Source organism: Pseudomonas sp. S30_BP2TU TE3576, from assembly GCF_050436025.1.
In the GTDB taxonomy this organism is placed as follows: domain Bacteria; phylum Pseudomonadota; class Gammaproteobacteria; order Pseudomonadales; family Pseudomonadaceae; genus Aquipseudomonas.
Map to the genome: position 1 here is coordinate 94,444 of NZ_JBNDLK010000001.1, position 23,150 is coordinate 117,593.

Annotated in this window: 12 protein-coding genes; 4 read left to right on the forward strand and 8 right to left on the reverse strand. The window is 59.8% G+C overall.

Annotated elements, in window-relative coordinates; genetic code table 11:
- The first annotated feature begins 610 nt into the window (after positions 1–610).
- Positions 611–11,245 carry a peroxidase family protein gene (locus tag ABIA48_RS00375; RefSeq protein ID WP_429486398.1) on the forward strand — a complete coding sequence of 3,545 codons (10,635 nt, stop codon included), beginning with the start codon at positions 611–613 and terminating at the stop codon, positions 11,243–11,245.
- A gap of 212 nt (positions 11,246–11,457) precedes the next feature.
- Entirely contained in the window at positions 11,458–12,060 is a 603-nt protein-coding gene (locus ABIA48_RS00380; RefSeq protein WP_429486400.1) for a hypothetical protein, read from the forward strand.
- Between the two features lie 51 nt (positions 12,061–12,111).
- Here ABIA48_RS00380 and ABIA48_RS00385 read toward each other — a convergent pair whose 3' ends face one another.
- The 8 genes from ABIA48_RS00385 to ABIA48_RS00420 form a co-directional block, all read right to left on the reverse strand.
- A complete protein-coding gene (locus ABIA48_RS00385) occupies positions 12,112–13,377 on the reverse strand; it encodes an MFS transporter (protein WP_429486402.1) in 1,266 nt (421 codons plus the stop codon).
- Positions 13,378–13,410: 33 nt separating this feature from the next.
- Positions 13,411–14,481, reverse strand: coding sequence for a sugar phosphate isomerase/epimerase family protein (locus ABIA48_RS00390; protein WP_429486404.1), 1,071 nt, complete (start codon positions 14,479–14,481; stop codon positions 13,411–13,413).
- Between the two features lie 112 nt (positions 14,482–14,593).
- Positions 14,594–16,099 carry a PLP-dependent aminotransferase family protein gene (locus ABIA48_RS00395; RefSeq protein WP_429486406.1) on the reverse strand — a complete coding sequence of 502 codons (1,506 nt, stop codon included), beginning with the start codon at positions 16,097–16,099 and terminating at the stop codon, positions 14,594–14,596.
- Positions 16,100–16,323: 224 nt separating this feature from the next.
- Positions 16,324–17,088: an ABC transporter ATP-binding protein gene (locus ABIA48_RS00400; RefSeq protein WP_429486408.1), complete on the reverse strand. Its 765-nt coding sequence runs from the start codon at positions 17,086–17,088 to the stop codon at positions 16,324–16,326.
- A 16-nt stretch (positions 17,089–17,104) separates the two neighbouring features.
- The gene (locus tag ABIA48_RS00405) at positions 17,105–17,815 is read right to left on the reverse strand and encodes an ABC transporter permease (RefSeq protein ID WP_429486409.1); all 711 of its coding nucleotides are present in this window, start codon (positions 17,813–17,815) and stop codon (positions 17,105–17,107) included.
- Positions 17,812–18,540: an ABC transporter permease gene (locus tag ABIA48_RS00410; protein WP_429486411.1), complete on the reverse strand. Its 729-nt coding sequence runs from the start codon at positions 18,538–18,540 to the stop codon at positions 17,812–17,814. Before ABIA48_RS00410 ends, ABIA48_RS00405 begins: the two co-directional genes overlap by 4 nt.
- 55 nt (positions 18,541–18,595) lie before the next feature.
- Positions 18,596–19,378, reverse strand: a complete 783-nt coding sequence (locus ABIA48_RS00415) for a transporter substrate-binding domain-containing protein (protein ID WP_429486413.1) — start codon at positions 19,376–19,378, stop codon at positions 18,596–18,598.
- Positions 19,379–19,760: 382 nt separating this feature from the next.
- Positions 19,761–20,714 (reverse strand): LysR substrate-binding domain-containing protein, encoded by a 954-nt coding sequence (locus tag ABIA48_RS00420; protein ID WP_429486415.1) that lies wholly within the window; start codon positions 20,712–20,714, stop codon positions 19,761–19,763.
- Positions 20,715–20,846: 132 nt separating this feature from the next.
- Here ABIA48_RS00420 and ABIA48_RS00425 point away from each other — a divergent pair, with 132 nt between their 5' ends.
- Both ABIA48_RS00425 and ABIA48_RS00430 read left to right on the forward strand, forming a co-directional pair.
- A complete protein-coding gene (locus ABIA48_RS00425; RefSeq protein WP_429486417.1) occupies positions 20,847–22,016 on the forward strand; it encodes a M20 aminoacylase family protein in 1,170 nt (389 codons plus the stop codon).
- 60 nt (positions 22,017–22,076) lie between these two features.
- Positions 22,077–22,865, forward strand: a complete 789-nt coding sequence (locus tag ABIA48_RS00430; protein WP_429486418.1) for an ABC transporter substrate-binding protein — start codon at positions 22,077–22,079, stop codon at positions 22,863–22,865.
- Positions 22,866–23,150: the final 285 nt, after the last annotated feature.

The window sequence follows — 23,150 nt, forward strand, 5'->3', positions numbered from 1 at the left end:
GTTCGGCGCGCGCAATCTCTCCTCTCCACCCAAGGCTGGAAGGACATGAAAGGTACTTAGGCAGTTACGCGCTGCGACGTTATTCCTTTGTTATTTGCACTCCGGCAGTTAGCAATAACATTTCGCTCTATATCTGCACTCATAATTCTATATGTCGTTTAAAAACAGCTAGTTGTGAGGTCTAACACCGGTCGTCTGTTTTAACGACGTAAAATTGACAAAGTTTTGCTATGGAACTTTAGTCTTAGTTATCGGGGGGCCCGCCCGCCTGAAGCTTGCCATCACTTTGGCAACGCAAGGCGCGGTGAATCTCCTGAGAGGAGCAGAGCTATGTCGATCATTTCGTTCTTTTGCAGAGGGAAGGGGCTGTCCAGGACGTTCGCCTTCACTTCCAGACTCCATGACCCGCCCAGGGCCCGGATTCGCTCTGCCTGATCGCCCGGCGAGCAATTCATTTCGCGAATTCCAGGCGTGTATCCCGGGTCCCGGGTAACGCCAGATCTCTCGCAAAAAAACACGACTAACAAACTGCGCAAGCCAGCACTTGACTTGGCGCGGGAGGGTTTTCTCGTCCCGTGCCTTTACCCAAATAGATCGAGGGCAATCCAAAATGGCCAATTTCAGCAAGTCGGACCTTGAGTTCATCCTTAAGCAAATCTTTATCGCAGAAGCGAATGCCGACGGCGCAAGCCTCATTGATTTGCTTCCCAACTCTCAGGTGCCGTTCGGCCTGCGTACCGTCGATGGCAGCTTCAACAACCTGGTCATCGGCCAGAGCGAGTTTGGCGCCGCAGACAATACCTTCCCGCGCCTGCTTGATCCTTCCTTTCTATCGCCGGCATACGCCGGGACAGGGTCGGTGACCGATCCGCAACCACGGATTATCAGTAACCTGATCGTCGACCAGACCGCCAATAACCCGGCGGCGTATGCCGCAGCGTTCGACCCGGGTCTGGACGGTGTGCTCAACTTCGGCACGGTGGGTAACGACGACGTACTCAAAGATGGCGTACAGATCGTCACCAGCCCCGGACTGGATGGCGTGTTCGGCACGGCCGATGACAAGGACGTGTTCTTCATGCCCAACGTGGCGCCGGATGTCGGCCTGACCGCCAGCTTCAACTCGTGGATGACTTTCTTCGGCCAGTTCTTCGACCATGGTCTTGACCTGGTCACCAAGAGCGCTACCGACTTCGTGTTTATTCCGCTGCAGCCGGACGATCCGTTGTTCGTAGCGGGCAGCCCGACCAACTTCATGGTGCTGCCACGCGCGGTGCGTACTGCCGGTGCGGATGGAATACTCGGCACTACCGATGATGGCCAGCCCAACACCACTTCGCCGTTCGTGGACCAAAGCCAGACCTACAGCTCGCACCCGTCGCATCAGGTGTTCCTGCGTGAATACGTCCTCAACGCGGCAGGCGATCCTGTTGCAACGGGACGCTTGATTACCAACCGCGATCTCGGCGCCGATGGCCTGTTCGGCACTGCCGATGATGGCAGCGGCGAAAATGGCGGCATGGCGACCTGGAAGGTGGTCAAGGCCCAGGCCCGTGACATTCTGGGCATCAACCTGACTGACGCCGATGTACACAACGTGCCGTTGCTGGCAACCGATGCGTACGGCAACTTCATCCGCGGGCCGAACGGCATGCCACAGGTGGTGATTCGCATCAGCAACGGTGCTGACGGCATCGCCGGGACAGCGGATGACGTCACTCAACTGGTCGAAGGCAACCGGGCAGCTCCCATCAGTCTGGCCAACGCCGTGAGCACCGGGCATGGCTTCCTCGACGACATCGCCCACAATGCCGCGCCGGTCGTCGTCGGCGGGGTACTGCAGGCGGATGCCGACATCGCTGTCGGCAATGCGCAGCCCGTTGACGCGGGCGGCAACAACCTGACCTATGACAACGAACTGCTCGACGCCCATTACATTGCCGGCGACGGCCGGGTCAACGAGAACATCGGCCTGACCACCGTGCACCATGTGTTCCACTCCGAGCACAACCGCCTGGTCCAGCAAACCAAGGACACCCTCATAGCCGCCGGCGATCTGGCCTTCCTCAATGAATGGCTGGCAGTCGACGTGGCCGCGATTCCGACTACACCCGCCGAGATCGCAGCGTTGGTGTGGGACGGCGAACGCCTGTTCCAGGCCGCCAAGTTCGGCACCGAGATGCAGTACCAGCACCTGGTGTTCGAGGAGTTCGCGCGGACCATTCAGCCACAGGTCGACGAGTTCCTTGCACCCAGTGGGTATGACACCTCGATCAACCCGGCAATCCTCGCCGAGTTCGCCCACGTGGTATACCGCTTCGGTCACTCGATGTTGACCGAGACCGTCGATCGCTTCGATCCTGCGTTCAATCCGCTCCTCACTGACCCGGCCAACCCGGATTCGCAACTGGGTCTGATCGCGGCCTTCCTCAACCCGCTGGCGTTTGCCGGCAGCGGGGTGACGGCGGACCAGGCGGCAGGGGCGATCGTTCGTGGTGTGACCCGCCAGGTCGGCAACGAGATCGATGAGTTCGTCACCGAAGCGTTGCGCAACAACCTGCTCGGTCTGCCGCTCGATTTGCCGAGCCTGAACCTGGCGCGTGGTCGCGACACTGGCATCCCTACCTTGAACGAGGCGCGCCGTGAGTTCTACGCATCAACCGGCGACAGCCAACTCAAGCCGTACATCAGTTGGGCTGACCTGGCAGACAGCCTCAAGCATCCCGAGTCGCTGGTGAACTTCATTGCAGCCTTTGGCACGCATAGCTCGATCACGGCGGCGACCACGCTGGCAGACAAACGCGCTGCAGCCTTTGCGCTGGTATTCAATGTTGCGGGTTCGCCGGCTGACCGCCTGGACTTCCTCAACAGCACCGGTGCCTGGGCCAACGTAACGACAGCGGGCAGGGATGGGGTACTGGGTACTGCAGATGACCAGACGGGCGTGACGATCACGGGCGTCGACGACATCGACTTCTGGGTCGGTGGCCTCGCCGAACAGAAGATGCCGTTCGGCGGCATGCTCGGCTCGACGTTCAACTTCGTGTTTGAAACCCAGATGGAAGCGTTGCAGAACGGTGACCGCTTCTACTACCTGTCGCGTACCGCGGGCCTGAACTTCGGCACAGAGCTTGAGAACAACTCCTTTGCCAAGCTGATCATGCTCAATACCGATGTCACCCACCTGGCGAACACCGTGTTCCTGACGCCGACATTCACCCTTGAAGTGAATCAGGCCAATCAGTTCACGGGCCTCGGTTTGGATAGCCGCGCCGATCCGACAGGCGGCATCATGATCAACGGCGTGGAAGTCGTGCCGCTGGTGATTCGCGACAACCCCGACACTGTCGGTCCGGACACCAATTATCTGCAGTACACCGGTGAAGACCATGTCGTCATGGGTGGCACCGCCGGCAATGACATCATCATTTCCGGTGACGGCGATGACACCATTTACGGCGACGCCGGCGATGACGTCCTCGAAGGCGGTGCCGGTAACGATGCGGTACTGGGCGGCGCGGGCGATGACATCATTTCCGACTCGTTCGGTGACAACCGTCTGGAAGGTAATGCCGGTAACGATGTGATCGTGGTCGGCAGCATGCTTGCTTTAGGCAACCTGATCCTGGGTGGCGACGGCCAGGACTTCATCATCACCACTGAAGACATCAGCACCACCTTTGGCGGTCAGGGTGACGACTTCATCCTCGGTGCCAAGACCAACCTGCCACCTACCGGCAACGAAGGTGATGACTGGATCGAGAAGGGCACCCAGGACGGTGCGCCTGGCGATAACTTCTCGCCACTGCTCAATGACGATGTGATCGGCAACGATATCTTTGTCGGTGGTGGAGGCTTCGACGAAATGATCGGCGAGGGTGGCGATGACATCTTTGTCGGCAGCGATGCCCAGGACAAGATGGACGGCATGTCCGGCTTCGACTGGGTGACCTACAAGAATGACAAGGTCGGCGTGACCGCTGACCTGACCATGGCCGCGCTGGCGCAGCCACACGGCAACACGCCAAACCAGAACGCCGGGGTGTTCAATCCGGTCGGAGCCTCGCCGGCCTCGATCCTTGACCGTTTTGCCGAGGTCGAAGGCTTGTCCGGTTCGAGTTTCGGTGATGTGCTCAAAGGCGACGATGTTGATGCAGTCACTATCATCAACCACGGCGGTACCACGGGCAGTGCGCTGACCAATGTGGCGTTGATCCGCGGCCTGGACCAGTTCCTCGCCGATGCCGGATTGCCGGTCACCGGCTTTGCCACTGGCAACATCATCCTCGGTGGCGATGGCAGTGACCTGATTGAGGGCCGCGGTGGCGATGATCTGATCGACGGCGACAAATGGATCAACGTCAGAATTGCCGTTTATGCCCTCGGTGATGTCAACCATACCGGTCCCGAAATCGCCAGCTTCGACAGCATGGTCGACATGATCCCGTTCATGCTGGATCGTACCTATAACCCTGGTCAGCTCAAGGCTGTGCGGGAAATCATGCCCGGCACTTCGACGGGCGGGGCGGCCTTCGACACCGCCATTTTCTCCGGGGTTGCGTCCGAGTATACGGTTACCGTTGACGACCGCGGCACGGCCGATTTGGCGGACGATGTCTATACAGTGATCGATAGCGTCGCGGGTCGCGACGGCACCGATACCCTGCTGCATATCGAACGCCTGCAATTCGCCGATGACCAGCTAGTGCTGGTGGATGGGCTCAATGCCCAACCGGTTGGCAGTCCGACTGTCACGGATGGCAACGGCGGCGCGATCACGGTGGGCGATTTACTGACTGTAAGCGTCGCCGGGGTGCGCGATGCCGATAACGTCGCGGCGGGTAATCCGCAGGGGTTGGTCAACTCCTCGGTGTCCTACATCTGGCAGTTCGAGGCCACCCCAGGCAGCGGCGTATTCGAGGACATCATCCTGTTGCCGGCTGGCGACCTGGCGTTCCAAAGCGCCGATGGCACCGCGTTCAAGGTCTCTCCTGACCTCGCCGGGTTGTCGTTGCGGGTCAAGGCGATCTATCAGGACGGTCACGGCACCACGGAGATCCTGTTCTCCACGCCGACGGCTGCCGTAGTTGCCGGTGCACCGGTCACGCCAACGCCGCTGGTACCTGTAGTCGATGCCACCGCGGGTGGCGCGGGTCTTCACATGGTCCGCTCCGACCTCAACTTCATTCTTGACCAGATCAAGATTGCCGAGGCTGATGCAGCCGGTCAGGACATCCTCTCGCTGATCCCGAACATTCGCTCGCCGTTGGGCTTGCGTACGGTCGACGGGTCGAACAACAACCTGATGAACCTCAACGGCAACAACCACACCGAGTTTGGTGCCGCCGATAACGTCTTCCCGCGCTTGACCGATCCGGTCTTCAATCCGGCGGAAGCGGGAACGTCGTATACGCAGAACAGCGGCCTTGTGATTGACTCGCAGCCGCGCACCATCAGTAACCTGATCGTCGACCAGACGGCGAATAACCCGGCGGCCTATGCCACGGCTTTCGACCCGGGCTTGAACGGTGTGCTCGACTTCGGCGCGGTGGGCAGCGACGACGTACTCAAGGATGGCGTACAGATAGTCGCCAGCCCCGGGCTGGATGGTCAGTTCGGTACTGCCGATGATCACGATGTGTACTTTTTCGAGAACGTCGCGGCGGACGCGGGGTTGTCCGCGCCGTTCAACGCCTGGATGACCTTCTTCGGACAGTTCTTCGATCATGGCCTGGACCTGGTCACCAAAGGTGGTTCGGGCACCGTGTTCATCCCGTTGCAACCGGATGATCCGTTGTTCGTACCGGGCAGTCCGACCAACTTCATGGTGCTGACGCGCGCGACCAATCTGCCGGGGCCGGATGGCGTTCTCGGTACGGCCGACGACATCCATGAGCACACCAACACCACTTCGCCGTTCGTGGACCAGAACCAGACCTACAGCTCGCACCCGTCGCACCAGGTGTTCCTGCGCGCTTATCAGATGACCGATACCGGCCCGATAGCGACCGGCAGACTGATCACCAACCGTGATCTGGGAGTGGATGGCCAGTTTGGTACCGCGGACGACGTCGAGATTGGTGGCATGGCGACCTGGAAGGTGGTCAAGGCGCAGGCCCGTGACATTCTCGGCATCAACCTGACCGACGCCGACGTCGATAACGCCCCGTTGTTGGCGACTGACGCCTATGGCAATTTCATCAAGGGGCCGAACGGCTTCCCGATGATCGTGATGAAGGGTGCTGACGGTCTTGGTGGCACGCCTGATGACGTCCTTGTCGAAGGCAATCCGCTTGCTCCCGTTGACCTGACCAATGCTGTGCGCACCGGTCACCAGTTCCTCGTCGACATCGCCCACAATGCAACGCCGGTAATCGTCGGCGGGGTACTGCAGGCGGACGCCGACACCGCTGTTGGCAATGCGCAGCCTGTTGACGGGGCCGGCAACAACCTGACCTATGACAACGAACTGCTCGACGCTCACTACATCGCCGGCGACGGCCGGGTCAACGAGAACATCGGCCTGACCGCGGTGCATGCGATCTTCCACTCCGAGCACAACCGCCTGGTCCAGCAAACCAAGGACACCGTGCTCGATTCGGGTGACGTGGCCTTCCTCAACGAGTGGCTGCTCAATCCGGTGGCTGCGTTGCCAACCACCCAGGCTGAGTTCGATGCGCTGGTATGGAATGGCGAGCGTTTGTTCCAGGCTGCCAAGTTCGGCACCGAGATGCAGTATCAGCACCTGGTGTTCGAGGAATTTGCGCGGACCATCCAGCCCAACATCGACCTGTTCTTCGCGCCGACCCAGGTCTATGACGTCGACCTCGATGCCTCGATCGTCGCCGAGTTCGCCCATACCGTGTACCGGTTTGGCCACTCGATGCTGACCGAGACCGTCGATCGCTTCGATATTGATTTCAACGTGGTAGGCGACGGCAATCCGAATGCCCTGGGCAATCAACAGACCGGCCTGATCGCTGCATTCCTCAACCCGTTGGCGTACGCCGCCAGTGGCGTGTCGCCAGAGGATGCGACCAGTGCGATCATACGTGGGGTGACCCGGCAAGCCGGTAACGAAATCGACGAGTTCGTCACCGATGCGCTGCGCAGTAACCTGCTCGGCTTGCCGCTCGACCTGCCGGCGCTCAACATCGCCCGTGGCCGCGACGTGGGGATTCCCTCACTCAACGCGATTCGCCGCGACATCTACGGCCAAACCGGTGATACCCAACTCAAGCCGTACACCAGCTGGGTCGATCTGGTACAGCACCTCAAACATCCGGAGTCTTTGATCAACTTCATCGCGGCCTACGGCACGCATGACACGATCACGGCGGCGACCACGCTGGTAGACAAACGCGCTGCAGCCCTGGCGCTGGTCTTCGGTGGGGCGGGTGCGCCGGCCGACCGCCTGGACTTCCTCAACAGCACCGGTGCCTTTGCCAACGTAACGCTGGCCGGTAGCGATGGGGTACTGGGTACTGCCGACGACCTGAAGAACGTGACGGTCACGGGTGTCGATGCCATCGACCTGTGGATCGGCGGCCTGGCCGAACAGAAAACCCCGTTCGGCGGCATGCTCGGCTCGACCTTCAACTTCGTGTTCGAGAATCAGCTGGAAAAACTGCAGGACGGCGACCGCTTCTACTACCTGGAGCGTACCTCTGGCCTGTCGATGAATGCCGAACTTGAAAGCAACTCGTTCGCCAAGCTGATCATGGCCAACACCTCGGCCACGCACTTGCCGGGCCTGGTGTTCTCGGACATGGGGTTCTATCTGGAAGTGGACCCGGGCAAGCAATTCAACGAGGGGCTGCTCGCAGCCGATCCGCTCGGCCCGACTGGCGAGCAGGTGGTATTCCGCGACAACCCGCTGACCGTAGGGCTGGACACCAATTACATCCGGTACAGTGGTGAAGAGCATATCGTGCTGGGTGGCACCGACAACGCAGACATTCTCATCTCCAGTGATGGCGATGACACGGTCTGGGGCGATGGTGGCAACGATCGCATCGACGGTGGTAACGGCAACGACCAACTGCGCGGTGGTGCCGGCGACGACATCATCACCGACACCGGCGGCGACGATAACATCCAGGGTGGCGACGGCAACGACGTGTTGCACGGTGGTAACGGCATCAACCTGATCATTGGCGGCTTCGGCAAAGACTTCATCATTACCGGTGAAGATGCCTCCGAGGCCATTGGTGGCCAGGGCAATGACTTCATCCTGGGCAGCAAGGCCAACGAACAGGACATGGGTAACGAAGGCGACGACTGGATCGAGAAGGGCACTTCGGACGGTGCGCCTGGCGACAACTTCGATCCGCTCGGCAACGACCCGGTCATCGGCCACGATGTATTCGTCGGCGGTAACGAGAACGATAAGTTCAACGGCGAAGGCGGTGACGACATCATGGTCGGCAGTCTCGGCTTCGGTGACCGCTATATCGGCGGCTCGGGCTATGACTGGGCGACCTTCAAGGATCTCGCCCAGGGGGTCACCATCGATTACAGCGACCGCTTCTTCGATGTGCCAGTTCAGCCGGGTTCGGGAGCCTCGGCGCTGGTGCGTTTCGACATCATGGAAGGTCTGTCGGGTTCGTCACACGGTGACTTCCTGCGCGGTGATAACGAAAATGCGACATCGCTGCCAACCGCCGGTGCAACCGGCAGTGTGCTGACCAACATCAGCCTGATCGATGGCCTGGCGGGTCTGCTGCCTGTCGGAGCGACGTTCTTCGATGGCGGTAACATCATCCTCGGTGGCAGCGGCAGCGACCTCATCGAAGGCCGCGGTGGTGACGACATCATCGATGGTGACAAGTGGCTGAACGTACGCATCAGCGTACGGGCAAACGCTGATGGCACTGGCCCGGAAATCGCCACGTTCGACAGCATGGTGCCGATGGTTCAGGCGATGCTGAACGGTACTTACAACCCGGGCCAACTGGTCATCGTGCGGGAGATTCTGACCGGCACTGATAGCTTCGACACCGCGGTGTTCTCCGGTAATGCGTCGGAGTACAGCGTCGCTGTCGATGGCAACACCGTCATTGTGACCGACCTGGTGGCCGGGCGTGATGGCGTCGATCGCCTGACGGGCATCGAGCGTCTGCAGTTCGCCGACGAGGCGCAGGCGTCCGGGGTTGGCACCGCCTTGAACAGCGGTCCTGTGGGGCGTCTGGCGATCCTCGATGCTACCACTGGTGCACGTACCGACGCGTCTGTCGCCGGCCAATTGCTGCGTGTCAGCGATCAGTCGGTCCGCGACGCGGACAACGTGAGTGCGGCCAATCCGACCGGCGCGGTTACCGGTCCCGTGGCTTACTACTGGCAGGTCGAAAACGCTGCGGGCTCGGGTGTCTTTGAAGACATCACCTTTTTCGCCGCTGGCGAGGTGTCGCGGGCGACAGGTGCCACCTATCGGGTGGCGGATGATGTCGCCGGTCTGAACCTCCGCGTTCGGGCGGTGTATCAGGATGCCCAGAGTACGCTGGAGATCGTCGACTCGTCGGGGAACAACGCACCGACTGCAGGGCCGACCATCCTCGGGCTTGCGTTTCCGGACCAGGTGTTGACCGCCGACACGTCGAGCATCATCGACGTCGATGGCCTCAGCAATGCGCAGTTCACCTTCCAGTGGCAGGAGACCAACGGGGTCACCTTCGTCGACATCGTCGGAGCCACCGCCAGCACGTTCACGCTTGGCCTGGATCAGGTCGGCGATCAGGTGCGCGTGGTGGTCAGTTACGTGGATGACTTCGGTGCGGCCGAAAGCATTGCGTCCGACGCTACAGCCCCGGTGGCCGCCGGTGATGTGTTTGTCGGTACTGCCGGTGTCGACATATGGACCGGCACGGCAGGCGACGACATTGCCAGCGGAGGTGCTGGCAACGACATCCTGAACGGCTTGGGCGGCAACGACCTCCTCAATGGTGACGCGGGCAATGACATTCTCATCGGCGGTGTCGGTGCCGACACGATGGTCGGCGGTGCTGGCAACGATGTCTACGAAGTCACCGACGCTGGGGACGTAGTGACCGAGCTCGCCGGTGGCGGCAACGACGAGGTCTGGACCTCGCTCGCGAGCTACACCCTGAGTGCCAACGTCGAGAATCTGTTTTTCGGCGGCAGCGGCAACTTCGCGGGTACCGGTAACGTGCTCGGCAATAATATCGCGGGTGGTGCGGGTAACGACGTCCTCATCGGTGCCGGAGGTGCCGATACGATGGCCGGCGGTGGCGGCAGCGATATCTATGAAGTCACCGATGCTGGAGACGTGGTGATCGAGCTCGCTGGTGGCGGCAGCGACACGATCTGGACCTCGCTCGCAAACTACACCCTGGGTGCCAACGTCGAGAATCTGTTTTTCGGCGGCAGCGGCAACTTCGCGGGCACCGGTAACGTGCTCGGCAACACGATCGCGGGCGGTGCGGGCAACGACGTCATCATCGGTGGTGGAGGTGCCGACACGATGGTCGGCGGTGCTGGCAGCGATATCTACGAAGCCACCGACCTTGGGGACGTGGTGATCGAGCTTGCCGGTGCCGGCAGCGACACAGTCTGGACCTCGCTCGCGAGCTACAGCCTGGGCGCCAACGTCGAGAATATGTTTTTCGGCGGCAGCGGCAACTTTGCGGGCTCCGGCAACGAGCTGGCCAACACGCTCGTGGGCGGTGCGGGTAACGACGTCCTCATCGGTGGCGCGGGTGCCGACACGATGGCCGGCGGTGCTGGCAACGATGTCTACGAAGTCACCGACCTTGGGGACGTGGTAGGCGAGAACGCCGGTGCCGGCAACGACACGGTCTGGACCTCGCTCGCGAGCTACACCCTGGGTGCCAACGTCGAAAATCTGTTTTTCGGCGGCAGCGGCAACTTCGCGGGCACCGGCAACGTGCTCGGCAATAATATCGTGGGTGGTGCGGGTAACGACGTTCTCACCGGCGGTGGCGGTAACGACGTGATGAGTGGCGGCGTCGCCGGCAACGATACGTTCGTGTTTGCTGCCGCGGGTTTCGGCAACGATACGATCTTGAACTTCGGAGCCAATTTGGCCGCAGAGCAGGACTTGCTCAATCTCACGGGGTTGGGGATCACCAGCGCGACGTTCGCTCCCAGCCTGACCATAACGGCAGACGGGGCGGACACGGTGGTCGGGATCGGAGCGGACTCCATCCGCCTTGTGGGTGTCAACAGCGCGACCGTTGATCAGACGGACTTCATTCTGGCCACTTGAGGTCCTGGTCAGTACGGTCGCAGGGAGCGTGGAAAGCGGAAGGGAGGGCAATGGATGCCCTCCCTTTCTCCCTCTAATCATTCGCCTCATAAATGCATTCGTGTGGAAATTCAGGGGGGGCTGAATTGCCCAGGTTTATGCAGCGACAGCGAGGGTCATCATGGCGGTAGTAGCCGGAGCGGGGGCACATCCGAGCTCCGAAGTCAAAAACCATGAAAAAAGGAAACCCGGCCTTGAACATTTCAGCCATCTGCCTTTTGAGCAGCTTATTGGTTTCGGTCGCGGCTTCTGCTAGTGGGGTCGCTCCGGTCTTCGACCTGGACTTCACCAGATCAGCCACGGAAACACTGAAGAAGCTGGACATCAACGACGCTTGCATTATCGCCGTCTCAAGTCCTGCAGCGTTTACCTTTTGCCGAAAAGGATCGTCAACGCTCTGGAAGTATCAGGTGTTGGATCTGGAGCAACAGGCGGCAATCCAAATTGGCCAACAGCGGTCTTCGACAAATGATCATCGAATTACCGTTGTTCAACTCGATAGCGCTGCCTGCGAACAGGATCACCTTGCGCCATTGCTTACACCGGAGATTACTCACGGACTTGTCCTTGGCTTGATCACACTGTTTCTGTTGCTCGGCCTCCAGCACACCTACCGCGCAATCATGCACTGTCGTTATGACCACGCAGGGTTTTCGAAGTCTGGCTCGCAGCGCCCGAGCGAATTCCGGCCACCGCACAATTCAATGGCAATGGCGTTGACCGCGTGGGGTATCGCTGTAGCCATGGCATTCGTTTACTTCGGGTTTTGGGCATGAGGAAGGCTCGGCGTGATAGACGATCCTTCCTCCTGGACGCCATTACGATGATCAGGCTTGCGCCGCACTCATCCCGCCGGTGGCGGTGGATTTTTTGCGCACCGCTTGATAGAGCAGGCTGGACACCATGAAGCCCGCAATGGCCAGCACACTCATCAGGGTGAAGACATAGTTGTAACCCTGTTGACCGGGGAAGTGGTCGAGGATCGCGCCATAGATGACGTAGGCAAACATGCCGGGTGCGTAGCCGATCAGGCAACCGATGCCGAAGGCCGAGCCGGTGATGTGCTGGGGAATGCCGACTTCACCCATGGGCGCCCAGAACACACCGCGCATGGAGAACACGATCAGGGCAAAGGACAGGGTGGCGGCCATGCCTGCATAGATGAAGCCCGGGCTTTTCGGAATCAGCATGATCACGCCCATCAGCGGCAACAACGCGAGGAATGCCCACTTCAGGTAACGGCTGGTGCTCTTGAATTGCTTGTCGGCGATGAAACCGCCAGCAGGCCCGCCGAGGATCTTCAGAAAATACTGGTTGATGATGCCGTAGGCGCCCACCAAAGCCACGGGCAACCCGTACATTTCCTTGAGGTAGGGAATGAAATAGGTCAGGCCGCAGTAGACGATGTAGACCATGAACACGTTGAGACTGACCAGCCAGATTCCCGGTACCTTGATCGCCTCCATCAGGTTCGCCAGACCGTTCTTTGGTTTGGCCACTGATTGTGCGCTACCGCCCTTGAGCAGGAACCAGGTCAGGCCGCCGGCCAGAATGTCGATGACCGAGTAAAACAGGATCGCCGACTTCAGCCCGGCTTCGCCCGAGCCCATGGCGACGAACACACCGAGGGCGGAAAAGGCCACCAGGGTATCAACCACGCCACGCCCGCCTTCGAGCAGGCCGAACAACCGGCCTTGCTCCTGATCGTCACCCAGGTTGCGGATGGCTTTGAGCAGCGAAGGCCAGAACAGGCAGTCGGCACAGACGGCCAACAGACTGAACACGATCAGCAGATTGCTGAAGGGTGGAAAGGTCGCCAGGTACAAGCCCAGGCCACCGGTCCCGATCAGGCCGAGGGGGATCAGCTTGCGCGTGTCGTAGCGGTCGGCGAGCAGGCCGCCAAGCACAAACAGTGTGGTGGCGATGATTGCGTTGGCACTCAGTAGCATGCCGATTTCAGTGTGGCTCAAGCCCATGAACTCCTGCATGGGTACATAGAAGGCGTCCTTGAGGTTCGCCAGCTTGTAGATGGTGCCACCACCGAGGATGAGGATCAGGAATCTGAGCCATTTGGCCTTGTTTTGAGTTGTCATTATTGTTCTCCGGGCGTAATCGGGTCGTCAGGTTCAGGCGTTGGAAGGAGGGGCCAGGGTCAGTTCGGCCAACGTGCGCAATTCGGCCAGCAGGCTACGGACATAGGCCACCTGGTTGTTCGCCCAACGGTGTTCATCGGCCAGCATTCGCTCAAGCGAGTAGCCGTTCGGGAGTGGCGTTTCGCTCATCTCCCGGTAGGCAATGAAGGGATCGGCCGCCTCAAGGCTCTGGCGGAAAGCCGGCGCCACGTAGTGGTTTTCCTGCTCGAGGATGAACGCGATCACCTGTGGGGTTGCTTCGCCGAGCATCAATAGCTCGAACAGCATGCGGGCGCTGGGCAGGTCGTCCTCGTCGCTGCCTTGCAAAACGCCGTAATGACCGAAGCCGTTTTGCTCGGGGACGATGCGCACGCCCTTGAGGTGAGTCTGGCGGATGTGCGGCGCCAGGTTGCGCAGGGCCTGCAGGGGCTCTTCGCAGGCGTTGATCATGTTGCCGAAGTCGAAGAGGGCATGCAGGCGAGGGTGGTTCAGGCGGTTGAGCAGTTGCGCGATCTCGCCGCTCTTGAGTTCTTCATGCTGTTCGAAGTCAAAGTACAGATCGTGCTCGTCGGCCTGTTGCGCGAGGTAGTGCAGGTCGGTTTCGATAATGTCCATGACCCGCGACAGGCTGCCCTCGTAGCGTGAGTAAACACGGATATTGCGTACCCCCAGTACCCTGGCAATGGCGATCACCTGATCGACATCCTTTTTCAGCGTGCTGCTGATTTCCAGGTGCACATCCAGCCCCAGCGCTTTGGCCTTGGCGGCAAACGCCTGGAGCTGCACGGGCGACATCTGGCTCAGGCTGTTCTCTTCACCGTCGAGCAAGTGCAGGCTCAGGCCTTGCAGCTCATGGCGATAGGCGAAGTCCAGCAGGTCGGCAGGGGTGACACGACCATGGGTGAGGTTGGTCAGCAGCGGGTAAGCGTGGGCAAACAGGCGCAATTGCCCGAGACGCTCAAGCAACCGCCGGGCCAGTGCGTCCGTCAGCACGGGAGCAGCCCCGCACTCGACCACCTTATGGCTCAACAAGGCATTGAATCGTTCCTGGATCTTATTGTTCATCAGAGTCGTTCCTGGTTCAGACACCGGGTCTACCGGCGCAGCCTTTATCGCGCCAGTCAGGAACTCTCGATAGATCCATTATCCGTTAATTGATAAGACCACTTGCCCGGCCTCAAGTGGTCGGCGGCAGATAACCCAAGCTGCGCAAGGCCCGGGCCAGTGCCTCGACACGCTCCCGGGCCTGGTTTTCAGGCGTGCCGGCAAAGCCGATCAACAGGGCCGGCGGCAGGGCATGCTTGATGCGGTAGTCGCTCAGGGCATAAGTGTGGATGTTGTGCAGGGCCAGTTGCCGGGCGATGTCAGTGTCACTGAGTTCGGGGGGCAGCCAGGCGATCAAGTGCATGCCGGCATCTGTCGGGGTGATCGTGAAGAAGCTGCCAATCTGCTTTTCCAGTTGTTCGACCAATGCCTGCTGGCGCGCCTTGTACAGCGCTCGCATGCGGCGGATGTGCCCCAGGAAGTGGCCTTCGCCCATGAAGTCCGCCGTGGTCGCCTGCAGCAGTGTGGGCGGACTGCGATCCATGACCGCGCGCAGGGTGCAGAAGGGTTCGACCAGGGCCTGCGGCAGAATCACGTAACCCAGTCGCAGTGACGGAAAGAGCACTTTGCTGAACGTTCCGACGTAGATCACCCGGGCCATCTGGTCCATGGCATACAGTGCCGGGAGGAGGCGGCCACTGTAGCGAAACTCACTGTCGCAATCGTCCTCGATGATCCAGCTCTGATGCTGCGCAGCCCAGTCGATGAGGGCCTGGCGCCGTGTATAACTCAGGGTGACGCCCAAAGGATGCTGGCGCGAAGGGGTACAAAACACCAGGCGGGCATCGGGGCACTCGGTCAGGCCTTGCTGGACATCGATCCCCTGTTCATCGATACGCAACGGAACCACCTGAGCCCCCTGGGCCTGCAACGCAATGCGCGCGGCGATGTGTCCCGGGTCCTCCATCCAGACGCTGTCCTGCGGATTGAGCAGCAGCATGCCCAGCAGGTTGAACGCTTGCTGCGCACCGGAAACGATCACCACTTGCCCGGCATTGCAGTCGATGCCACGAGCATCGAAGACGTATTCGGCAATCGCTGTGCGAAATGCCTGCAAGCCTTGCAACTCGCCATAACCCAGGATGGCCTTGGTCGGCTTGAGCAGATGACGGCTCATCAGGCGCCGCCAGATCGCCTGCGGGAATGCATCATAGGTGCTGTGGCTGGGCAGAAAGGAGGTCGGGGTCGCGGGGTCCCAGTCGGCATAGGACACCCCACGAAAATGATCGCTGCGCAGCGACAGCATTGACTGGCTCAGATCGGACAGACGCGGTGGCTGGCGCTGTTGCTCATCCTCGGTACCCCGGTTTTCCCACTCAGTGCCGACGTAGGTGCCAGCGCCAGTGCGTGAGGCCAGGAAGCCTTCGGCAATCAGTTGATCGAAAGCATTGAGAATGGTGATCCGCGACAACCCCAGCTCATTGCTCAAGGTCCGGGTCGACGGCAGGCGCACGCCCCCCTGGATTCTGCCATTGAGTATCTGTTTGCGAATCTGCAGATACAGTTGGCGGTACAGGGGGATGGCGCTGGCACGGTCCAGCTCGATAGCCGACAGCAGCAAACCTGCGGGGGATTTCATGACATGCTCGTCTGGGTGAAATGGATTTGACCTGGAAACCGTCAGGCGACGGGGGAGGTAAGGGTATCGATCGAAACCCGATAAGTCATCTGCCCGGACTCGGGCTGTCGCCCAGGTAAACCGGCTTGAGCGGGTTTGATCCTGAAGAGGGGAGTGTGGGCGTTTCCGGGTTGAGCCAGCGCTCTTGGAGCGATCGTGCAGTCGTTCCAAGAGCGCTGCTCTGGTTACTTCAGGTTGCCGCTGAGGAACTGCTGCAGGCGTTCGCTTTTGGGGTTACCCAATACGTCCTCGGGCGCCCCTTGCTCTTCAACCCGCCCCTGATGCAGGAACAACACCTGGTTCGACACTTTGCGCGCAAAGCTCATTTCGTGGGTCACCATGATCATGGTGCGGCCTTCTTCGGCCAGGCCCTGGATCACCTTGAGCACTTCGCCCACCAGTTCCGGGTCCAGGGCCGAAGTCGGCTCATCGAACAGCATGATCTCCGGTTCCATGGTCAGGGCGCGGGCAATGGCGACGCGCTGTTGCTGGCCACCCGAAAGGAACGCCGGGTATTGATCAGCCACCCGCGACGGCAGGCCCACCTTGTCCAGGTAACGCCGGGCGCGTTCCTCTGCATCCTTCTTGCTGACGCCCAGCACCCGGCGCGGGGCCATGGTGATGTTGTCGAGCACGGTCATGTGGCTCCACAGGTTGAAGTGCTGGAACACCATCGCCAGGCGCGTACGGATGCGTTGCAATTCATTGGCGTCGGCCACGCGCATGCCGTGGCGGTCATGGACCATCTGAATCGGCTGGTTGTCCAGGCTCATGGCGCCGTCGTTGGGTGTCTCCAGGAAATTGATGCAGCGCAGAAAGGTGCTCTTGCCCGAGCCGCTGGCGCCGATCAGGCTGATCACATCGCCAGTCTTGGCCTTGAGCGAAACGCCCTTGAGGACTTCGTGGTTGCCGTAGCTTTTGTGCAGGTTTTCAACGGTCAGTTTGTACATGTGCAAGCATCCTGAATTAGTGAGCCGGGCCAAGGAAAGACAGCCAGCGGCGCTCTGCCAGGCGGAACAGGCCGACCAGCGAGAAAGTGACGGCCAGGTAGATCAGCGCGGCAATGCCGAACGACTGGAAGGTCAGGAATGTCGCCGAGTTGGCGTCCCGCGCGACTTTCAGAATGTCCGGGATGGTCGCGGTGAAGGCCACGGTGGTCGAGTGCAGCATCAGAATCACTTCGTTGCTGTAGTACGGCAGCGAACGACGCAGGGCCGACGGCATGATCACGTAGGCATACAGCTTCCAGCCGGTCAGGCCGTAAGCCTTGGCGGCCTCGACTTCGCCGTGGTTCATGCTGCGAATGGCCCCGGCGAAGATCTCCGTGGTGTAGGCGCAAGTGTTCAGGGCAAAGGCCAGGATGGTGCAGTTCATCGCATCGCGAAAGAATGCGTCCAGCACCGGCTGAGCACGCACGGCGGCCAGGCTGTAGATGCCGGTGTAGCAAATCAGCAGCTGAATATAGAGTGGCGTACCCCGAAACAGATAGGTGTAGAACTGCACCGGCCAGCGCACCCAGACATTGCTTGAGACCCGGGCAATCGACAGCGGGATCGACATCACGAAGCCAAAGAAGATCGAGGCGCTGAGCAGCCACAGGGTCATGGCCAGGCCGGTGATGTGACTGCCGTCCTGGAACAGGAAGGGTTTCCAGTATTCCTGTAGAAGTTCGATCATCGTACGGCCTCCCGGGAGCCTGCGGCGTAGAAGATTTCCATCCGGCGCAAGACGTAGTTCGAAACGGTGGTGATCACCAGATAGATCAAGGCGGCCAGTATCAGGAAGAAGAACAACTGATAGCTGCTCTTGCCCGCGTCCTGGGCCACCTTGACCAGGTCGGCCAGGCCAATGATCGACACCAGCGCGGTGGCCTTGAGGATCACCATCCAGTTGTTACCGATGCCCGGCAGGGCAAAGCGCATCATTTGCGGGAACACCACGAGGCGAAAGCGCTGGGCACGGGTCAGGCCGTAGGCGGTAGCCGCTTCCATCTGCCCTCGTGGCACGGCGAGGATGGCGCCGCGGAAGGTTTCGGTGAAATACGCCCCGTAGATGAAACCCAGGGTGATGACACCGGCGCTGAACGGGTTGATCTCGATGTATTCCCATTCCATGAAGTCAGTCAACGAGGTCAGCCAGGTTTGCAGGCTGTAGAAAATCAACAGCATCAGGACCAGGTCCGGCACCCCGCGGATCAGCGTGGTGTAGGCCTGTGCAGGAACGCGCAACAGCGCCGACTTCGAAAGCTTGGCACTGGCGCCAATCAGGCCCAGGCCAACGCTCACCAGCAAGCACAGAAAGGATAATTTGACAGTCATCCAGGAGCCTTGCAGCAACAGCGGGCCGAAGCCCTTGAGACTGAAGCCCGACAGCCCGAGAATCTGCAATAGGTTTTCTAACATTGTGCAGCCCTACATCAATCAGAAAAGTGCCCATCCGGAGATGGGCGCAGGGTCATTATTTGCCGCTGTACAGATTCAGATCGCCAAAGTGCTTCTGTTGGACGGCCGCATAGGTGCCATTGTCGTGCAGCGCCTTGATGCCTTTGTTCAGCAAGGCCTGGAGCTCGGCGTTGCCTTTGGTCAGACCCACGGCAGTTTTGGCTGGCAGCAGCGGGTTTTCGACCGGCTCGCTGACCTGGAAGTCGACGCCTTGTGGCGACTTCAGAAAGCCCAGTTCGGCTTGCAGCATGTCCTGGATCGAGGCATCGAGGCGTCCGGAGATCAGGTCGGCGTACACCTGGTCCTGGTTGGCGTAGGCCTGGGTTTTCACGCCGGCCTTGTCCAGCACGGCCTTGGCGTAGGCTTCCTGGATGGTGCCTTGCTCGTAGCCGACGGTCTTGCCCTTGAGGGAGGTCGGATCGCTGTCGACGGCCGCACCTTTCTTGAATACCAGCGCGGTCGGGCCAGAGAACAGCTCGCTCGAGAAGTCGATGACTTTCTCACGTGCTGGCGTGACGGTCATGGACGAGATCACGCCGTCGAACTTGTTGGCCTTGAGGCCGGGAATCATGCCGTCGAAGTCGCTTTCGACCCACTTGCACTTGACCTTCAGTTCAGCGCAGATCGCGTTGCCCAAGTCGATATCGAAGCCCACCAGGCTGCCATCGGCGGCCTTGGATTCGAATGGCGCATAAGAGGGATCGACGCCAAAACGCAACTCCTTGTACTCCTTGGCCAGCGCAGAACCGGCGGCCACACACAAAGCCAATGCAGAAATGGTGAGAAATGCTTTTTTCATTGTTTTTATTCCTAAGGACCATCGAAAGCGCTTGTGCCGCAAGAGCGCGCGTACTGAACCTGAAGTGTCATATGCACACGCAGATACTTGTACAGACAAGTGTATGCAATCACCCGGCCAATTCGTGGATCAGGCATTTGAGAAAGTGCATAAAGTGCTTTGCGATGGGCTTGGCAGGCAGGTGAGGGCGGGGAGTGGGGCAGCTTGTGAGGCTGTTACCGAAGCAGGTTTTTACCCCCGGATGGGGTATGCGGTAACAAAGTGTGAGATCAAGGGCGCCGACTTTGCCGGCTAAATCCTTGCTGATGATATCGGTGGAGTGTCAGCGCAGGCATTGGGTGATCAGCCTGCTAAGCACCTGACTGGCCTCAGTTGCTTTTTCTCATTGCAATAGCCTCAAGGTTTCAAACAGTGCGCGGTCTTCTTTTTTGCCTGATCGAGCGTGGCGTCGAATGACTTGCAACAGGCAGTCGGTGAAGCAAAGCGCCGCATTGCTCAGCGCAACATTGCGACGTGTCACGATGCTCAATTGTCGAGGTTCGAACTGTTCCTTCAGATTCAGGGAAACCAGGCGGCCAAGAAAGGGCGGGGCGATACTCACGATGGATGGCCCCCAAGTGCACATGTCGGCCCGCTCGACCATCATCTGCAAAATAGCCAATGAATGGGCCCGCACAATCCGGTTCTCGTCGATTTGCGCGCCATGTTTCCAAAACAACTCTTGCATCAATCCATCGTGCCCATCCGGTGCGTAGTTCAAGGTCCAGTTCTGCTCCAGCAGTTCATGGATCGAACGCGCGTGCTGTCGTGGGTGTCCCTCACGAACCAGCACTGACGCCTGGTATTCCAATAGGGTTTGGCAAGCAAATTCCTGGGTGGATTGCGCCGGGTGAAGCTGTCCAATCGCAAAATCCATGCTGCCGTCACGCAGCAGTGGTTGGGCCACAGCCATCAGGCTTTCATACAGTTCCAATCGTATTTGTGGCATTCGCTCGCGAAAGGCCAAGATCACTTCGGGCAGAAATGTCAGGGCGATCCACGGCGTGATACCGACGCACAGTCTGCCCTGAGCCTTGCCACGCATGTGATCGAGTTCGGTTTGTGCGTGCTCCAACTGCTTGATCACCAGCCGTGCATGGGTCAGCAGAACCTTTCCATATTCAGTGAAATTCAGGCCGGTGGGGGTTCGGTTAAACAGCGGTAGTTGCTGAGAAGTTTCCAGCTCCCGTAGCGCCTTGGTCACGGCTGCCTGGGAAATCTCCAGCGAACGCGCGGCGGCGCGGATACTGCCTGTTTCGGCGCTGGCAATCAGTGCTTGTAATTGATGCAGTTTCATCTGCTTACCCTTCAGACAACCCGTGGTTGTCATCATAACCAAACTGGGGCTCCCCAGCCCATGGTTCCGTCCCTAAGATCGATCCCGACAGCGCTTTCACAGGCGTCGCGTCCCAATCGAAGGAGAACAACAATGGATGCCGGCCACGTGCTGCCAGGTATTGCAGCGATACAAGATGAAATGATCGCGTTACGTCACCGTATTCACGCGCGCCCCGAGCTGGGCTTTGAGGAGTACGCCACCAGCCGGCAAGTCGCCGAGTGTCTGGTGCGCTGGGGTTACGAGGTCAGCACCGGCGTGGGCAAGACCGGGGTGGTCGCCACCCTGAAAAATGGCGAAGGGCGGTCCATCGGCCTGCGTGCCGATATGGATGCGTTGCCGATTCAGGAAGCCACCGGCTTGCCCTATGCCAGCCAAATTGATGGTGTCATGCACGCCTGCGGCCACGATGGTCACACGGCGATCCTGTTGACAGCCGCCCGGTATCTGGCGCAAACCCGGGCCTTCAAAGGTACGCTTCAGCTGATTTTCCAACCGGCGGAAGAAGGCTTGGGCGGTGCCCGGAAAATGCTGGAAGAGGGGCTGCTCGAACGCTTTCCCTGTGATGCGGTTTTCGCGATGCATAACGTTCCCGGGTATCCCGTCGGGCATATGGGCTTCTATAGCGGGCCATTCATGGCCTCGGCCGACACGGTGAACATCAGGATCATCGGCAAGGGCGGGCACGGCGCGGTGCCGCACAAGGCTGTCGACCCGGTGGTGGTCTGCGCTTCGATCGTGATTGCCCTGCAAAGCATCGTGTCGCGCAATGTCAGCCCACAGGACATGGCGATCATCACCGTAGGCTCGATTCATGCCGGTAGCGCCTCGAATGTCATCCCGTCCAGCGCCGACATGAGCCTGAGCGTGCGTGCCCTGACGCCGGAGGTTCGCCGCTTGCTCGAAGTCAGGATCAATGAATTGGTCAACGCCCAGGCCGCCAGTTTTGGTGCCCAGGCACAGATCGATTATCAGCATTGTCATCCGGTGTTGATCAACGATCCGGAGTCAACCGAAATTGCCCGGGAAGTCGCACGGGACTGGCTGGGAGACGAGCGGTTGATCAACGACTTGCGCCCCTTCACCGCAAGTGAAGACTTTGCCTTCATCCTGGAGAAATGCCCCGGCAGCTATCTGGTGATCGGCAATGGCGAAGGTGACAGCGGCTGCCTGCTGCACAACCCCGGCTATGACTTCAATGATGCCTGCCTGCCGATCGGGGCGAGTTACTGGGTCAAGTTGGTGGAAAGTTTTCTGCGTTGAGACGCCGCGCTGGCGAGCGTCTATCTGTACAAGCATCATCTGCGACCTGAGAGGAAAATAATGAACAAGATCATTGCAGCGGTTTCACTGGTATTGCTGACGGCATCAAGCCTCGCGAGTGCGGCCGACTGGTCGGGAAAAGTCCTGAGACTGGGGGTGGACCCTACCTATCCGCCGCTGGAGTACAAGAACCAGGATGGCACGCTGACCGGCTTCGGGGTCGATATCGCCGAAGCACTCTGTGCCGAAATACACGCCCGTTGCGTATGGGTCGAAAGCAGCTGGGACGGGATGATTCCGGCACTGCTGGCGCGAAAATTCGACGCGGTGGCGTCGTCGATGACGGTCACGCCAAAACGTCTGGAGCAGATTGCGTTCACCGACAAGGTCTCCAATGCGCCGGCACGCCTGGTGGTCAGGCGTGGGTCGGGATTGCAGCCGAGTATTGAATCGCTCAAGGGCAAACGCATCGGTGTGGAACAGGGCTCGACCCAGGAAGCCTTCGCCAAAACCGTGTGGGGCTCGAAGGGCGTGGAGGTGCTGTCTTATCAGAATCAGGATCAGGTCTACGCCGATCTGGTCGTGGGGCGGCTCGATGCTTCGCTGCAGGGCTCCATCCAGGCCAGCTACGGATTTCTGAACACCGAGGCCGGCAAGGATTACGAGTTCTCGGGCGCGACCCTGGATGACCCGAAGTTTTTCGGCGTGGGTGACGGGATCGGCTTGCGCAAAAACGATGTGGAGTTGCGCGAGGACTTGAACAAGGCCCTGGCGACCATTCTCGCCAACGGTACCTACGAGCGAATCAACAAAAAGTACTTCGATTTCGACGTCTACGGCGCGAAGTAATTTCTGACTGGGCGCTCGCCCGAGCGCCCTATCGCCATAAATGGGGCATTACACCCACCCAGCCGGGCGGTTACCACCTAATTTGAGTAATAGTCCCCCCTCAGATTGAATCACTCAGAAACAGCTTGTTAATTCATTTGAGCTTTTTCTTCGCCCTGCGCTAATGGCTCATTTGTTGCACCACTCCCTGGAACCCGCAGCAGCAGTCGTCCCGAACATCATGGAGACGGCGGGGCTTGCCAGACTCGGCATGGCGCGAGGGGTGGAAAATGCAATGCGCGACAC

Bases quoted from the DNA above. Each gene is read 5' to 3' on its own strand.
- ABIA48_RS00425 (WP_429486417.1), top strand. From the start codon at position 20,847: ATGGATGCCGGCCACGTGCTGCCAGGTATTGCAGCGATACAAGATGAA.
- ABIA48_RS00405 (WP_429486409.1), bottom strand. From the start codon at position 17,815: ATGATCGAACTTCTACAGGAATACTGGAAACCCTTCCTGTTCCAGGAC.
- ABIA48_RS00430 (WP_429486418.1), top strand. From the start codon at position 22,077: ATGAACAAGATCATTGCAGCGGTTTCACTGGTATTGCTGACGGCATCA.
- ABIA48_RS00380 (WP_429486400.1), top strand. From the start codon at position 11,458: ATGAAAAAAGGAAACCCGGCCTTGAACATTTCAGCCATCTGCCTTTTG.
- ABIA48_RS00375 (WP_429486398.1), top strand. From the start codon at position 611: ATGGCCAATTTCAGCAAGTCGGACCTTGAGTTCATCCTTAAGCAAATC.
- ABIA48_RS00390 (WP_429486404.1), bottom strand. From the start codon at position 14,481: ATGAACAATAAGATCCAGGAACGATTCAATGCCTTGTTGAGCCATAAG.
- ABIA48_RS00395 (WP_429486406.1), bottom strand. From the start codon at position 16,099: ATGAAATCCCCCGCAGGTTTGCTGCTGTCGGCTATCGAGCTGGACCGT.
- ABIA48_RS00415 (WP_429486413.1), bottom strand. From the start codon at position 19,378: ATGAAAAAAGCATTTCTCACCATTTCTGCATTGGCTTTGTGTGTGGCC.
- ABIA48_RS00400 (WP_429486408.1), bottom strand. From the start codon at position 17,088: ATGTACAAACTGACCGTTGAAAACCTGCACAAAAGCTACGGCAACCAC.
- ABIA48_RS00420 (WP_429486415.1), bottom strand. From the start codon at position 20,714: ATGAAACTGCATCAATTACAAGCACTGATTGCCAGCGCCGAAACAGGC.
- ABIA48_RS00410 (WP_429486411.1), bottom strand. From the start codon at position 18,540: ATGTTAGAAAACCTATTGCAGATTCTCGGGCTGTCGGGCTTCAGTCTC.
- ABIA48_RS00385 (WP_429486402.1), bottom strand. From the start codon at position 13,377: ATGACAACTCAAAACAAGGCCAAATGGCTCAGATTCCTGATCCTCATC.